The sequence below is a fragment of the Streptomyces sp. NPDC057287 genome, assembly GCF_042667905.1.
Taxonomy (GTDB): domain Bacteria; phylum Actinomycetota; class Actinomycetes; order Streptomycetales; family Streptomycetaceae; genus Streptomyces.
Genome location: NZ_JBHUYV010000006.1, coordinates 55928 through 70297, shown reverse-complemented (window position 1 = coordinate 70297; position 14370 = coordinate 55928). Strand labels below are relative to the sequence as shown.

Below are 14370 nucleotides of genomic sequence, written 5' to 3'. Positions count from 1 at the left end.
GAGGAATGGGAGGAGGACCTTTTCCCGCCCACCCACCCTCCCCATGGCCGCCCTCACCTCGAAGAGTTCACTTTTCGTGACCGACTTGCCACGCATCGTGGCGACGCTCTAGCGTGCGGACTGGCACAGAACGACCCCCGTCGGTGCAGGAACACCGGACAGGGGTCTGACCACTCAGATCGAAACAGGCGAACTAAATGGCTGTCACTCAGCTTAATGCTGCCCCCTACGCCTCGCAGGCAGCCCCGCACCCCATGGCGAACCCCGGTTACGGCAAGCGCTCCGCGCCGGACCAACGCCCCCGCCATGAGTGCGACTTCTCGCATCTGCCGCCCCGTGAGGCCGCCATCGCGTCGTACGTCGACCGGCTCCCCGACGGCTCCGACATCTCCGTGAAGACCCTCGCCAGGGTCCTCCCGTACGGGCAGTGCGCCCTGCGCACCGCGCTCAACAGGCTCCAGGCAGCCGGACACCTGCGCCGGGGCAGCGAGTGTGTCGCCACCGACGAGGTCATGCTCTGGGTGACGCGGACGTTCTTCTCCCGGACCGCGCGCGACGACGACTGGTGGGCGGCGTTCATCCGGGGCGACGCCCCGCGCGAGACCCCGCAGCCGCCCACCCGTTCGCGGGCGTTCGTCCTGCTGGCCGCCCTGGGCCGCACGGCACCGGCGCTGAGCCTCTCGGCGGCGGAGTGCGCCGCCCTGGAACCGCAGGCGAGCGAGTGGTTCGAGCGGGGCGCCACGGAGGCGGAGCTGCTGCACGCCCTCACGCAGGGGCTGCCGGTGCCGGTCCACCACGCGCCCTCGCTCGTCCGCAGGCGGCTGGCCGACAAGCTGCCGCCCCACCGGCCCGCACCGGAGCGGCGGGCGGTGCTGCTCGCCCTGGAATGCGGCGAGTGCCGCGCGCCGGGCAGCCCCGAAGCGCTGACGGACGGACTGTGCGCGACCTGCCGGGGCGAAGCCGCCCCCGCGCCCGGGGGACCGCCCGGCGCCGTACCCACCGACGGGGTGCGGGACCGGATCGCGCAGGTCAGGGCGGGCCTCGTCCCCCGGACCGAGCGAACCGCCCGGGCGCGGCGGATGACTCCCACCGCCTGAACACCCCCTACCCGCCGGTACTGACTGTTCGGGTGCGCACAAGAGGCCCGGCCCGTGGTCCGGTGCCTATATTCGGCGGGTGGCCACCGCTCCTGACTTGGATCAGCTCATGGTCTCGGCCGCCGAGGGCGACCGGGAAGCCTTCGCCGGGGTCTACGACGTGACGGCGGGCCCCGTCATGGGGCTGGTGCGCCGGATCCTGCGGGACTCCGCCCAGTCGGAGGAGGTCACCCAGGAGGTTCTGCTGGAGGTGTGGCGCACGTCCGGGCGGTTCAGGCCCGACCGCGGCAGCGCGATGACGTGGATCATGACCCTGGCCCACCGTCGCGCCGTCGACCGGGTGCGGGCGGCGCAGGCGAGCCAGGACCGCGAGCAGAGGGCGGCCAGACTCAGCGAGGACACCCCCTTCGACGACGTGACCGAGCAGGTGGAGACCCACATGGAGTGGCAGCGGGTGCGCAGCTGCGTGCGCGGGCTCACCGACATCCAGCGCGAGGCCGTCGTCCTCGCCTACTACGGGGGACACACCTACAAGGAGATCGCCCACTCCCTGTCCCTGCCGCTGGGGACCGTCAAGACGCGCCTTCGGGACGGCCTCATCCGGCTCCGCCGCTGCCTGGGAGCGAAAGCGTGAGCGCCACGGACCCGCACGAGTCCTCGGGCGCCTACGTCCTGCACGCCCTGCCCGAGGAGGAGCGCCGGGCCTTCGAGGCGCACCTCGCGGAGTGCGGACAGTGCCAGGAGGAAGTGGCCGAGCTGCGGGCCACCACGGCGCTCCTGGGACAGATGACGGCCGAGCACCCGCCGGAGTCCCTGCGGGACCAGGTCCTGCGCAAGGTGGCCGACACACCGCAGGAACCCCGTCCGCATGCCCAGGAACCCCCTCCGCACGCCCGGGAGTCCGGTCCGCACGCGACCGCGAAGGCACCCACGCGGCGCGGACCCGCCCGGTCCCTGATCCTGGCCCTCGCCGCTTCGGTGGCCGCCGCTCTCGTCTGCCTGGGCCTCGCCGGATGGCAGCACCAGGAGGCCTCGGACGCCAAGGACCACGCCGACCGGGTGGAGGCGCGGGCCCACGAGGTGGAGGCACAGGCCCGTCAGACCGAGGCGGAGCAGAAGAACGTGACGAAGGTGCTCACCGCGTCCGACGTCCGTCTCCAGACCCAGGTGCTCAGTGACGGCGCCACGGCGTCCGTCACCTTCTCCCGGAGCGAGGGCTCGGCGACGCTCGCCGTCTCCGGCCTTCCCGCACTCCCCGCCGGGCGGACGTACGCGGCGTGGTTCATGGAGGACGGGACGCCCGTGCCGGCCGGACTGCTCAGCGGGGACCCGGGGCGCCGGGTGACACTGCTGGAAGGGACGCTGGACAACGCCACGGCGGTCGCCCTGTCCGTGGAACCCGACGGGGGCTCCCCGCAGCCCACCACCGTCCCTCTCGGCGCGGTCCCGCTGACGGCCTGACCCGACAACGCCGTGCACACCTCTCCGATTTCTTGTGATTCACCCCAAACCTTCCGCCCGGTGTCTCCGAATCCCTTGTGCAAGGCCGTTCCCACCATCGGAACCCCGGACGGCAGACCCGGTGATCCCGGGCCCCCCACCCTGCGGCGCCCACCAGCGGCGCCGCGCCCTCCTCGGGACGACACCATGACCACCATGACCGCACCGCCGCCCTCGCCCACCAGGCCGCCCCTCACGGCGGGAAAGCTCTCGATCCCCCTGCCGTCCGGGCCGGAAGCGCCGTCGCACGCCCGCCGTGCGACGGCCGGATTCCTCCACTGGTCATGGCCCTCGCTCGCTCAGGACCGCTGCGACGACTTCCTCCTGATCGTCTCCGAACTGGTCACGAACGCCGTCCGGCACGCGTCCGGGCCGAGCACCCTGACGCTGACGACCACCGCAGGCGCCCTGGACATCGCCGTGACCGACTGCTCGTGCGTGCGGCCGGCTCCGCGCGCACCGGACCTGAGCGACGGAACCGGCGGCATGGGCCTGCACATCGCCGAGGACCTGGGCGCCCGGGTCTTCACCGAGGCACTGTCGGACGGGAAGTGCGTGCACGCGGCCTTCGGTACGGCGTGACCCACGGGCTCGCGCCCGGTACCCCTTCGCGGGGCGCCGGGCGCGAGCTCGTGCGACACGTACGTCCGGATCAGCCCGAGGCGCAGGCCCTGCCGTTCAGCTTGAAGGACCCCGGGTCGGGCGCCGGGCCCGTGACCGCGAGGTTGAAGCCGAAGTCGACCGCCTTCCCCGGTGCCAGGGTCCGGTTCCACGACAGCGGCTTCGCACTGACCGTGCGGCCATCCTGGTCGAACTCCGCACTCCACGTGTGGCTCAGCCGCTGGTCACCGTGGAGCAGCCAGGTGAGCGACCACGGCGATACCGGCTCCGAACCGGTGTTCTCGACGCGGACCGTCACGGTCGAGCCGCTGTTCCACGGGTGCGAGGAGTACGCGACCCGGCAGGTGCGGGCCGGTGCCGCCGTCCCGCCCTCGCCCGCGTCGTCCAGGTAGGAGGCGATGAAGGCGAGCGGCGCGTTCCAGTTGACGGTGATCTCGTTCGTCGACCAGGAGCCGATGTCGTCGATGTAGCACATGGCCGGGGCGCAGCCGCTCAGCTTCGCCGCCGCCACCGGGTCGCCGGAGGCGATCGCGGTGAGGTTGGGCCCGCCCGCGATCGAGCCGGGCGCAGGGTTGGGGAGCGCGGGATCGTTCTGGTGGGCCCAGAAGCGGTGGTGCTGGTTGTGGGAGTCCCGCTCCCCGTAGCCGGTGACGTAGGACTGGTTGAGGGCGTTGCGGCCGAGGAGGTAGTCGGCGCCCCGCAGCACGGCGTCCTGGTAGGCGGCATCGCCGGTCAGGTCGTGGGCCGTGGCCAGGACCACCATGTTGTTGAGCACCTGGCTGTTGGAGCCCCAGACGTAGTCCCCGCCGCTCGGCGCGTACGGCAGCCCGTACGCCTGCTCACGGGACTGCGCGGCATAGCGGTCGGCGCCCTCGGTCACCACGGAGCGCACCTCGGTCAGCTGGCCGGAGGTCAGGCCGGAGGGCACGGTGGCCAGGGTGAGCGCGCCGAGCCCTGCGGTGGCGCCCCAGGAGATGCCGCCACCCGCCGGGAAGACCTTGTCCACGTCACCGTGCAGGGCGGAGGAGAGCACCGCCTGGAGGTAGGCGTCCTTGCCCGTCGTGGTGAACAGCTCGGCGGCGGCCCAGTAGAACTCGTCCGAGACGTCGTTGTCGCTGTACGCGCCGCCGCCGGTGCCGTCGTTCGGGTCGGCGAGGACGTCCGGGTGCTGCTTCGCCGCTGCCCACGCGGTCTCGCCGGCCCGCAGGCAGTGGTCCGCGAAGGCCTTGTCGAAGGGTGCGTAGAGCCGGGCGCACTGGGCGGCCGCGGCAGCCAGGTTCAGCGTGGCGGCGGTCGACGGCGGGTGCAACTCGCGTTGCTCGGGGTCCAGATGGGGCTTCATCGGCAGCCCGGTCCACTGGGCGTCGTGCATCTTGTGATGCACCATCCCCGCCAGCGGCTCGCCGGCCGGGACCTGCATCTTGATGAGGAAGTCCATCTCCCAGCGCGCCTCGTCCAGGATGTCCGGCACCCCGTTGTCGCGCTCGGGCACCCGCAGCTGACCGTCGCCGAGCTCTGCCGACTCGGCGTCCGGGGCGGTCAGGGTGCGCTCGTACGTCGACATCAGCTGGGCCACCGAGATGCCGCCGTTGACCACGTACTTGCCGTGGTCGCCCGCGTCGTACCACCCGCCCGACACGTCCAGCCGGTAGTCGCAGACACCCGGCTGGCAGGGGACGTCCGTGTCGCCCTTGTTGGGCGCCACACCGATGTGCCCGGCCGGGCGCGCGTACTCCTCACCGACGAGGTCCGCCTCGATCGGGGTGCCGCTGCGGTTGTGGTAGAAGTACGCCAGCGCGTCGGAGCGCAGCCCGTCGTACAGGTCGCCGCGGATCGAGAACGGCTCGCTGACCTCGCCGTCGACCTCCACGGTGTAGCCGTCGCCCGCCGTGGTGAGGCCGCCGAAGTCGAAGGTGTGGACCCGCTGGCGCGAGGTGGGGTCCTCGCCCTTCGGGACGGTCCTGCCGGTGGCGGCCGTCGATCCGTCCCCGGCCTTCACCGTCCACGCCAACGGCGCGTCGGCGTCGGTGACGAGCGTGCCGCTCTTGGGGCCGCGGGGCAGGTACCCGACCTGGTTGACGCGGACGGGCGACCCGGTGTCCGGTACGTAGACGGGCGGTTCGGCCCCGCCGCGCAGCGTCACGTCGTCCAGACAGAAGGTCGTCGCCCGCTCACCGCCGCCGATCTGCAGCTGCACCGACGCGGCGGGCTGGTCCACCGAGGCCGTGAACGCCTGCGTCACCCGCGTGGCTCCCGTGCCCACCGGGTCCGCGGTGGCGAGCACCGTCGTGTAGGGGGCGTCCGCCTCCTGGACCCGCGTCTGGACGGTCAGGGGCACGGTCGAACTGGCCGTGTAGGACAGCTCGTAGCTCTCGCCCGCGACGATCGGGATGTCGTTCTGCCCGACGATGGCGTCCCAGGCGTTGGCCGTACCGGCGGGCACCTCCGCGCACAGCCGGCCGTCCGGGGCGGCCGGCGACAGGTTCGCCGTCCACCACCAGGGCGCGGTGCCGGCGGCGAAATCGCCGTTGGTGATCTGCTCGGGGCCGGGTTCGGCGTCGTCGGCCAGCGCCGTACCGGGCGCGGCCAGGGCCGCCGCGAAGAGTAACGCGGCGGCTGACATCCCGAACGCGCGCCGCCCGTGCCGGGGGCGGACGCGCGTGGGCCGTGCGGGGGGTGGTGAGGCTTTCACCGGGAAGGCCTTTCGTCGACGGAGGCGGTGGCAGCGCGACTCACGTGATGGGAGCGCTCCCATCAGCAGTGTGAAGGGTGGAGCGCATGTTCCGCCAGGGTCATGACAGAGATCGGGGCGGCGGGACCGTGGTGAGAACCGTCCGGGCCGGACCGGGATCGCGGGAACCACGCGATCCGGCCCGACCCGGACGGAAGGGCCCGGAAGACCGGGATCTAGACGAACGGGATCTTCACGACCGCCGCGTCCGTGCCGGTCTGCACCTGGGACGTGCCGTTGCCCAGCGCGTTCCAGATCTCCAGGCGGACCGTTCCGCCCTTGAGGTTGCCCAGGCTGCCGGTCACCGCCGAGGTGCCCACCGCCTGGGTGTACTCCTCCCACCCGGTGACCGGGTCGGTGGCGAAGTAGCGGTAGGTCTCGGTCCGGTCGAAGGTGCCGTCACCGGTGAGGTCGTAACTGACCCTGACCTGCGGGGCCAGCCCGACCTTCGTGCCCGCGTCGACCCTGAGGCGGAACGCGGTGGACGCGCCCGCCGCGAGTGTCCCGTCGACCTTCTTGACCTCGTAGACCGTCGGCTTGTACGGCGTGCCGTCCCGGTTGACGCCGTCCGCCGAGGCCAGCGTGTCCGCTCCCGCCGCGCCGTCCGTGGCGGTCGTGAGGGTGCCGCCGGACTTCAGCCGGAAGGTGTTGCCGGTGGACGGACCGGGCTCCTCGGGATCGGGGTCCTCGCCACCACCGGCGCCCGTGCCGGTGGCCGTGGAACGGGCCGGGACGGAGAGCGTCCTGCCGTCGGAGAAGGTGACGGTGCGGGCGGTGGAGTCGTAGTTGTGGGCGGCGTAGGTGCGGACGCCGTTCTTGGCGAAGACGGCGGACGTCGGGATGTTCCCGCTGACCGTCAGGTCGGGCGCGCCCAGACTGTCGAGCGTGGTGACCCAGTGGTACGTGTGCGCCTTCGACTCACCCTGCTCCGGGGTGTAACCCCCGTTGCCAGCGTCCCACTTGGCCTTGGCAGCCGCCGGATCGGCCAGCGACTCGAACTCCCACAGGAGGTCCCGCCACTCGACGGCCGGGCCGCCGTTCTCCCGCTCCATCTCGGCGATGTTCCGCTTGATGGCGGCCTTCTCACGGGCCAGGTGCAGGGAACCACCGGTGACCGGGAGGACGTTGATGCCGTGGATCTCCTCCGGGTTCGCGGTCCACCAGGTGGAGTACGCGCCGCCGCTCCCCCACACCATGCCGACCGTGTCGTGCCCGAAGGAGCCCGGGAAGACCTGCTGGTCGGCGTCGAACCAGTACTGCGTGATCGCCTCCGACTCGGTGGTCAGCAGGTAGCTGCCGAGGTCGCGCAGCCCGGTGTCACCCGTCGCCGCACCCCACAGGACGAGCCCCGCACTGAGGTTGACGGACTCCGACGAGGACTCCTGGTTGTTGCCCGCCGCGAAGCCCTGGTGCCCGGAGGCCCAGCTGTGGCCCGCGTACACGTCGAACCCGCGCAGGAAGGGGTACGCGGTGTCCGTGCGGCTGGGGTTGGCGGTGTCCCGCACCAGGGTCTTGACCATGGTGCCCCAGGCGGAGTCGGCCGCCCACGCCTGGTCGTACTGGGCGACGACCGCCGCCGCGTACACGTAGTAGCTGTAGTGGAAGTGGTGGTCGTTGAGCTCGGTGTCACTGCCGTAGGAGGCGGGGTAGCCGGTGAGCGTCTTCCAGCTCTTGTCGTAGCTGAACTCGGACGCGCCGCCCGCCGTGAACCACTCCTGGAGCCGGCCCTTCATCAGGCCGAGGAGCTTGTCCCGGATGGCCGTCTGGCCGATCTGGTCGGCGACGGGCACCAGCTGCGCGAGGCGGCCGAGCGCCTTGCCGGTCCAGTAGGTGTCGGCGGCCCCGGAGAACGGGTCGGAGGCGTTCGCCACCTCGTTCAGATAGCCGGTCAGCCGCGCCTTGTCGACCCCGCTGGACGCGGGCAGGGCGGGCAGGACGCCCTGGTTCTTCTGGCTGGTGGTGAAGGACGCGGACTCCCGGACCTTCATGGTGCCGCGCGGGGAGACGTACGTGTACGGCGTGAGCGCGTCGGAGGTGTGCAGCCACTGGTGGCGGTACAGCGCCTGGAGCGTGCCGCGTTCGGTGCCCTCCTTGGCCTCCGTGGTCAGGCTGTAGGTCGCCCTGACCGTGCCGCCGGTGGACTCCCAGGCCACCTTGGAGCCGGTGACGAAGCTGAAGGCGTACTTCCGGTAGGTCGCGAGCGCGTCCGTGGACGGCAGCACGGCGAGCGAGAAGTAGTCCTTGCCGCCGAGCCCGGCGGTGATCGCCGTGCCGGAGACGTTCCAGTCGCTGCCGGTCGGAGCGAAGAGGGCGTAGTGGTGACCGGCGACCGTGATGCCGAGGACGTTGCCGTTGTCCGCGAAGACGGTGGGGGTGCCGGCCGTGGTGATGCGGGCGTCGCCGCCGGAGCCCTTGGCGTACACGAAGGGCATGCCGTGACCGATGGTCGTGCGCAGGGTGCGGGTGCCGTCCGACCAGTAGGGGGTGACCGTCCAGTCGGACCAGTCGTCGGCCTTGGTGTCCGGTGAGTTCAGACCGCTGAGGCCGACGGTGAGGTCCGCCTTGTGCGGGTACTCGTACTGGCGGCCGCCCCCGACGATCGCGGGCGCGGTCGGGTAGCCGACCTCCAGTCCGCCGGAGGTCGCCTGATAGGTCAGCGGGTGCCCGTACATCGGGGTGGAGTACGGGTTGTCGCCGTAACGCTGGTAGGCGAGTGAGGACCACCAGTCGTTGGTCGGGACCGGCTTGTCCTTGGCCGCCGCCGTGAGCTTGGGCGTGACGGGAGCACCGGTGTTGGTGGTGGGACCGGAGGTACCGGCGGGGCGGCTGTCGGTATAGCTGCCGGAACCCGCGGGGATGGTGGCGGCTGCCGCCGGGGACGCGGCAGGGCCCAGGCCTACGGCGGCCAGGGCGATGGCCAGGACCGCTGCGGCTGCGGGTCTGGAGAGGGAGGCTTGCATGGGGCAGCACCTCGTCAAGGGGGGTGGAGAGCTTTGAGAGCGCTCTCAGGTGCCAAGGAACGTAAAACTTTTGAAACCCGGGGTCAATAGAGCTGACACATACGGGAGTTGGGAGTAACGCATCGTCGCCATGCATTCGAGTCTTGACGAGAAAAGACCGCGGGGAGGGGTTCCGGGCACAGAGGGTGACCCCGTACAGGAAGGGCCGGTACGGCGCGTCCCCCGCGCCGTACCGGCCCTTCACGCATGCCGGGCGTCCGGCGCCGTCACCACGCTCCCGGTGCGGGCGGCGCGACCACCGGCGGCCGGTCGTCACAGGTGATCGTGTTCGGCAGCAGCCACGGCGCCAGCCAGTCCCCCGTCGTACCGCCGCCGTCGTTGCCGCCGCGATCGACCAGGGTGAACTCCGAACCGGCGGGGGTGAAGTGGAAGGACCCGCAGTTGTTGACCCCCACGGCCCCCACGTTGCGCGCGTCGACGTTCTCGAAGGTCGCCGAACCCTCCGCACGCGCGCTCACCACGGACGTGCCCGTCCCGTCCACCTTGATGTCCTTGAAGTGCACGCCCTGGATCTTGTACGTGTCCTTCACCGGCCAGTCGGTGACCAGCATGATCGCGTTGTAGGTGTTGTCGAGGAAGTTGTTCCCCGTCACCCGTATGTCGGCGTCGATGTCCCGGTCCAGGGCGAAGAACCAGATGGCTCCGAGCCCGATGTTCCAGTTCAGTTCGTACGTCCCCGCCCGGACGGTCGTGTTGTCGGTGAGGTCGAGCCACCCCCGGAACGCCTCCGCGCCGAAGCGGGCGCCGACGTGCAGGGCGCTCCCCTCGCGCACGGGGTCGGCGACGAGGTTGCCGGACACGGTGTTGTCCGTACCGCCGTAGACCGCGATGCCGTTGGCGAGCACCGGGCTCTGCACCGTGTTGCGCGCGAAGGTGTTCCCCGTGTTGGCCCGCTTCTCGGACCACATCGCGAGGCCGTCGTCACCGGAGTTGCGGACGAAGGTGTGCGAGACCTCCGAATCCGTGACCCCGCCGTGGAAGTTGATGGCGTCGGCGATCTGGTCGACGATGACGTTGCCCTTGATCCCCAGGTTCGACATCGGGCCGTCGAACCACATGCCGACCTTGGTGTGGCGGATGTGCAGGCCCTCGATCGAGGAGTCGCTCATGGCCCCGCCGATGCCGTTCACCTGGTCGGTGTCGACGCGCTCGCGGACGTCCCCCTCGATGGCGAAGCCCGACAGATGGACGTTGTGGCTGCCGCCGTCGGCCGCGTCCTTGCCGTAGAAGCCGACGCCCGTGTGGACCGAGCCGTCGGCCGCCGGGGCGCCGAGCGCGACCTCGCGGCCCTTGAACTTCGTGTACCAGCTGCCGGCGCCCCTGATCGTGACGTCGTCGACGACGACGTGCCGGTTGACCTGGTAGGTGCCCGGCGGGACGTACACCGGCAGGTTCTTGCGCTTGGCGAAGGCGATCGCCCGGTCCAGCGCGTCCGCGGAATCCCGGCGCCCCGACGGATCGGCCCCGAAGAGCAGCGCGTTCGCGGCCCGGAGCTCCACGTGGGGCAGGCCCACGAGCTCCGAGTCGAGCACATCGACGACCGTCCACGCGGCACGGCTCCCGGCGGGGACGGTCAGGCGGACGGTGTCACCCGCCCGGTACCTCTTGCCGAGCAGGAGGCGCTGCTCGTCGTAGAAGTGGTTCGGCCGGAACGGCTTGGAGATCACCGGGGCGGGCGTCGTCGCATTCGGGACGCACGCGCACTCGGTGATCCACCAGCCCGGCTGGAGCAGATCGGCCCCGGGGTCGTTGGTGAACGGGTACTGGTTGTACAGCCAGGAGTACTGCGAGGTCAGCGTCATCGTCGAGCGCTTCGAACCGTTGACGGAGACATCGAGCGGGGCGGTGATGCCGCCGCCCCCGGGCGCGTCCGGGATGCTGTAGCGCACGGTGATCGCGTTCGCGGCCTCCGGCAGGGTGAACTCGACGTGCTCGCCGGGCACCAGGCGCACCGCCTTACGGCCGGACGCCTCGGCGGGGAGGGTGTAGGCGGTGCGGTCGGGGCCTATGACCGTGCCGTTCGTCGCGGCGTTCTCCGCCTCCTGCTCGGCGAAGGGGACGTCGGCCCCGCGGCCCGCCACCAGCGCGGGGTCGAGGCCCGCACGCGTCACCGCCGGCGCGGACGGTTTCCCCTCCGCGCCCTGGGCGACAGGGGCGCCGGTCAGCGCCCCCAGTCCGACAACGGCGGCCGTCAGCGCGGCGACCGTGATGTGACGTGACATCGCATGCCCGTTTCTCTCGGAAGGTGAGGCGACGTTAGGGCGCGCGGAATCACCACCACAAGGGGCGTGCGAGAAGATTTCTCCTGACTGCCGAATACATGCAGCAAACCGTCACTCTTTTGCGTGTGGATCTCGCGTGAGGAACAGCCGCTTCCGCCTGCGGGACCTGGGTTCCGCAGGCGGACCGGGCCCCGCGCTCAGGCGCCCACGGTCCCGTCGACGCCCTCCCGCAGGAAGTCCGCGTGGCCGTTGTGGCGGCCGTACTCGAGCAGCACGTGCACCATGACCATCCGCAGCGACACCTCGTCCCCCCAGCGGGGCTGGAGCCCGGTGACGTCGAGGGACGCGGCCCGCTCCTCCACCCGGCGCGAGTGCTCCACCTCGGCCTCCCAGGCACCGAACGCCTCGGACCGGGTCGACGTACGCGCGTCGTACGCGGCCTGGAAGTCGATCCGGTCCGACCAGACCATCGGTGCCTCGTTGTCCTCGAAGACCCGCCGGAACCAGGCCCGTTCCACCTCCGCCATGTGCCGCACCAGGCCGAGCAGCGACAACGTCGAGGGCGGCATCGACTGCTGACGCAACTGTTCGTCGTCGAGCCCTTCGCACTTCATGGCGAGGGTGGCCCGGTGGTAGTCGAGGAAAGCCCGCAGGGTCTCTCGCTCGCCACCTGCGACGGGGGGTCCCGTACGGCGGTCGGTGGTCATGGTGGCGCTCCTTCAGGACGGGGCCGGGACGCGTCCAGTGTCCGCTCCCCCTCGGCGGGCCGAGGGGGCACCCCCGTACGGCCGGAGCTCCGCACCCTGCTCTACGCTCCTGCCCTGTACGGACCGTTCGCGCCCGTGCACCGCACGAGGCGCAGAGGTGCCGCATGTCCCGTTCCCGCTGGTCGTCGCTGGTGCTCGTCCCGCTCGTGTTCACTCTCGCGGGCTGCGGGAGGCTCGCCTTCCCACCGGTCCCCGAGGGCGAGCCGGTCGAACTGCCCCTGTCCCGGGCGGCCGTGACGTGGAAGGACAAGTGGGGCGGGTCCCTGGAGCTGAAGCCGGACGGAACGATCACCGCCACCCACGTCTGCAGCGACTACGACATCATCGACGGCACCGTCGAACCCAGATCGGGATCGGGCACCTGGGAGAATCAGGACGGTGCGGACGGGACCACGGTCCTGGTGTCGTTCAAGGACTCCGGCGAGACCACCTCGTACGAGGCACTGCGGAACGGCGGCACGCTCAAACTCTGGACCTACGTGGGCGACCCCGACGAAGGCAAACCGCTCTGCATCCTGGCCGCTCCCGCAGGGTGAGCCGGACGCGGCACGCACGACGCCGGCCCCCGGGAACGAATCCCGGGGGCCGGCGTCGCACGGATACTGCGGGTACTGCCTGGAGCTGCTGATCCGAGGATCAGAAGTCCATGTCACCGCCCGGCATGCCGCCCGGAGCGGCCGCAGAGGCCTTCTCCGGCTTGTCGGCGATGACGGCCTCGGTGGTGAGGAAGAGCGCGGCGATGGACGCGGCGTTCTGCAGGGCGGAGCGCGTGACCTTCGCCGGGTCGATGATGCCCTCGGCGATCATGTCGACGTACTCGCCGGTCGCGGCGTTGAGGCCGTGACCGATCGGCAGGTTGCGCACCTTCTCGACGATGACGCCACCCTCGAGACCACCGTTGACGGCGATCTGCTTGAGCGGGGCCTCCAGCGCGAGCTTCACGGCGTTGGCGCCCGTGGCCTCGTCACCGGTCAGGTCGAGCTTCTCGAAGACGGCCGAGGCCTGGAGCAGAGCCACGCCACCACCGGCGACGATGCCCTCCTCGACAGCGGCCTTGGCGTTGCGCACCGCGTCCTCGATGCGGTGCTTGCGCTCCTTGAGCTCCACCTCGGTGGCGGCGCCGGCCTTGATGACGGCCACGCCGCCGGCCAGCTTCGCAAGGCGCTCCTGGAGCTTCTCGCGGTCGTAGTCCGAGTCGCTGTTCTCGATCTCGGCACGGATCTGCTTGACGCGACCCTGGACCTGGTCGCTGTCGCCGCCACCGTCGACGATGGTCGTCTCGTCCTTGGTGATGACGACCTTGCGGGCGGTGCCGAGCAGGTCGACGCCGGCGTTCTCCAGCTTGAGGCCGACCTCCTCGGAGATGACGGTGCCACCGGTGAGGATGGCGATGTCGCCGAGCATGGCCTTGCGGCGGTCACCGAAGCCCGGAGCCTTGACGGCCACGGACTTGAAGGTGCCACGGATCTTGTTGACGACCAGCGTCGACAGAGCCTCGCCCTCGACGTCCTCCGCGATGATCAGCAGGGGCTTGCCCGACTGCATGACCTTCTCGAGCAGCGGAAGGAGGTCCTTCACGTTGCTGATCTTGGAGTTGACGATCAGGATGTACGGGTCGTCGAAGGACGACTCCATGCGCTCCATGTCGGTGGCGAAGTAAGCCGAGATGTAGCCCTTGTCGAAGCGCATACCCTCGGTGAGCTCGAGCTCCAGACCGAAGGTCTGGGACTCCTCGACGGTGATGACGCCTTCCTTGCCGACCTTGTCCATCGCCTCGGCGATCTTGGCGCCGATCTCGGTGTCGGCAGCGGAGATGGAGGCCGTCGAAGCGATCTGCTCCTTGGTCTCCACGTCCTTCGCCTGCTCCAGCAGAGCGGCGGAGACGGCCTCGACGGCCTTCTCGATGCCACGCTTGAGAGCCATCGGGTTGGCACCCGCGGCGACGTTGCGCAGGCCCTCGCGGACGAGCGCCTGGGCGAGAACGGTGGCGGTGGTCGTACCGTCGCCGGCGACGTCGTCCGTCTTCTTGGCGACCTCCTTGACCAGCTCCGCACCGATCTTCTCGTACGGGTCCTCGAGCTCGATCTCCTTGGCGATGGAAACACCATCGTTGGTGATCGTGGGCGCGCCCCACTTCTTCTCGAGGACGACGTTACGGCCCTTGGGGCCGAGGGTGACCTTGACGGCGTCGGCGAGCTGGTTCATCCCGCGCTCGAGACCGCGCCGTGCCTCCTCGTCGAACGCGATGATCTTGGCCATGTGAAGTGGTCCTCCCGGACAGGGGTGGATTTCTCCGGACCGAGAGGCGCCCGCGACGGACGGCCAGCGTGCTCAGTGGTTCCTTGCCCCACTGGGCCTGCGGGCCTCACCGGCCCGGTCCAAGTTTCTGTCACTCTCACCTGGAGAGTGCTA

The 14370-nt window shown here is 70.7% G+C and carries 10 protein-coding genes; 5 read left to right on the top strand and 5 right to left on the bottom strand.

From position 1 onward, the window contains the following. The first annotated feature begins 197 nt into the window (after window positions 1-197). The 4 genes from ACFUNE_RS13180 (at window position 198) to ACFUNE_RS13165 (ending at window position 3179) form a co-directional block, all read left to right on the top strand. On the top strand, window positions 198-1097 hold the full coding sequence (locus ACFUNE_RS13180; protein WP_383565836.1) for a hypothetical protein: 900 nt from the start codon (window positions 198-200) through the stop codon (window positions 1095-1097). A 79-nt stretch (window positions 1098-1176) separates the two neighbouring features. Further along, window positions 1177-1731, top strand: coding sequence for an ECF RNA polymerase sigma factor SigK (gene sigK / locus ACFUNE_RS13175; RefSeq protein ID WP_383565834.1), 555 nt, complete (start codon window positions 1177-1179; stop codon window positions 1729-1731). Beyond that, on the top strand, window positions 1728-2558 hold the full coding sequence (locus tag ACFUNE_RS13170; RefSeq protein ID WP_383565832.1) for an anti-sigma factor domain-containing protein: 831 nt from the start codon (window positions 1728-1730) through the stop codon (window positions 2556-2558). The genes sigK and ACFUNE_RS13170 overlap by 4 nt, the downstream gene beginning before the upstream one ends. 195 nt (window positions 2559-2753) lie before the next feature. Then, complete coding sequence (locus ACFUNE_RS13165; protein WP_383565830.1) at window positions 2754-3179, top strand: ATP-binding protein; 426 nt, start codon at window positions 2754-2756, stop codon at window positions 3177-3179. A 70-nt stretch (window positions 3180-3249) separates the two neighbouring features. Here the strand turns inward: ACFUNE_RS13165 and ACFUNE_RS13160 are convergent, their stop codons facing one another. The 4 genes from ACFUNE_RS13160 to ACFUNE_RS13145 all read right to left on the bottom strand — a co-directional run bounded on the left by ACFUNE_RS13160 (window position 3250) and on the right by ACFUNE_RS13145 (window position 11898). Further along, on the bottom strand, window positions 3250-5841 hold the full coding sequence (locus ACFUNE_RS13160; protein WP_383565828.1) for a glycoside hydrolase family 9 protein: 2592 nt from the start codon (window positions 5839-5841) through the stop codon (window positions 3250-3252). A gap of 284 nt (window positions 5842-6125) precedes the next feature. After that, window positions 6126-8909 carry a glycosyl hydrolase gene (locus ACFUNE_RS13155; RefSeq protein WP_383565826.1) on the bottom strand — a complete coding sequence of 928 codons (2784 nt, stop codon included), beginning with the start codon at window positions 8907-8909 and terminating at the stop codon, window positions 6126-6128. Between the two features lie 266 nt (window positions 8910-9175). Further along, window positions 9176-11191 (bottom strand): glycosyl hydrolase family 28-related protein, encoded by a 2016-nt coding sequence (locus ACFUNE_RS13150; RefSeq protein ID WP_383565824.1) that lies wholly within the window; start codon window positions 11189-11191, stop codon window positions 9176-9178. Window positions 11192-11388: 197 nt separating this feature from the next. After that, window positions 11389-11898 (bottom strand): DinB family protein, encoded by a 510-nt coding sequence (locus tag ACFUNE_RS13145; protein WP_383565822.1) that lies wholly within the window; start codon window positions 11896-11898, stop codon window positions 11389-11391. A 164-nt stretch (window positions 11899-12062) separates the two neighbouring features. Between ACFUNE_RS13145 and ACFUNE_RS13140 the strand changes: the two genes are divergently transcribed. Next, entirely contained in the window at window positions 12063-12494 is a 432-nt protein-coding gene (locus tag ACFUNE_RS13140) for a hypothetical protein (protein WP_383565820.1), read from the top strand. A 100-nt stretch (window positions 12495-12594) separates the two neighbouring features. On the opposite strand, the gene groL is transcribed toward ACFUNE_RS13140, so the two are convergent. Then, a complete protein-coding gene (gene groL, locus ACFUNE_RS13135) occupies window positions 12595-14217 on the bottom strand; it encodes a chaperonin GroEL (RefSeq protein ID WP_329039707.1) in 1623 nt (540 codons plus the stop codon). Window positions 14218-14370 lie beyond the last annotated feature (153 nt).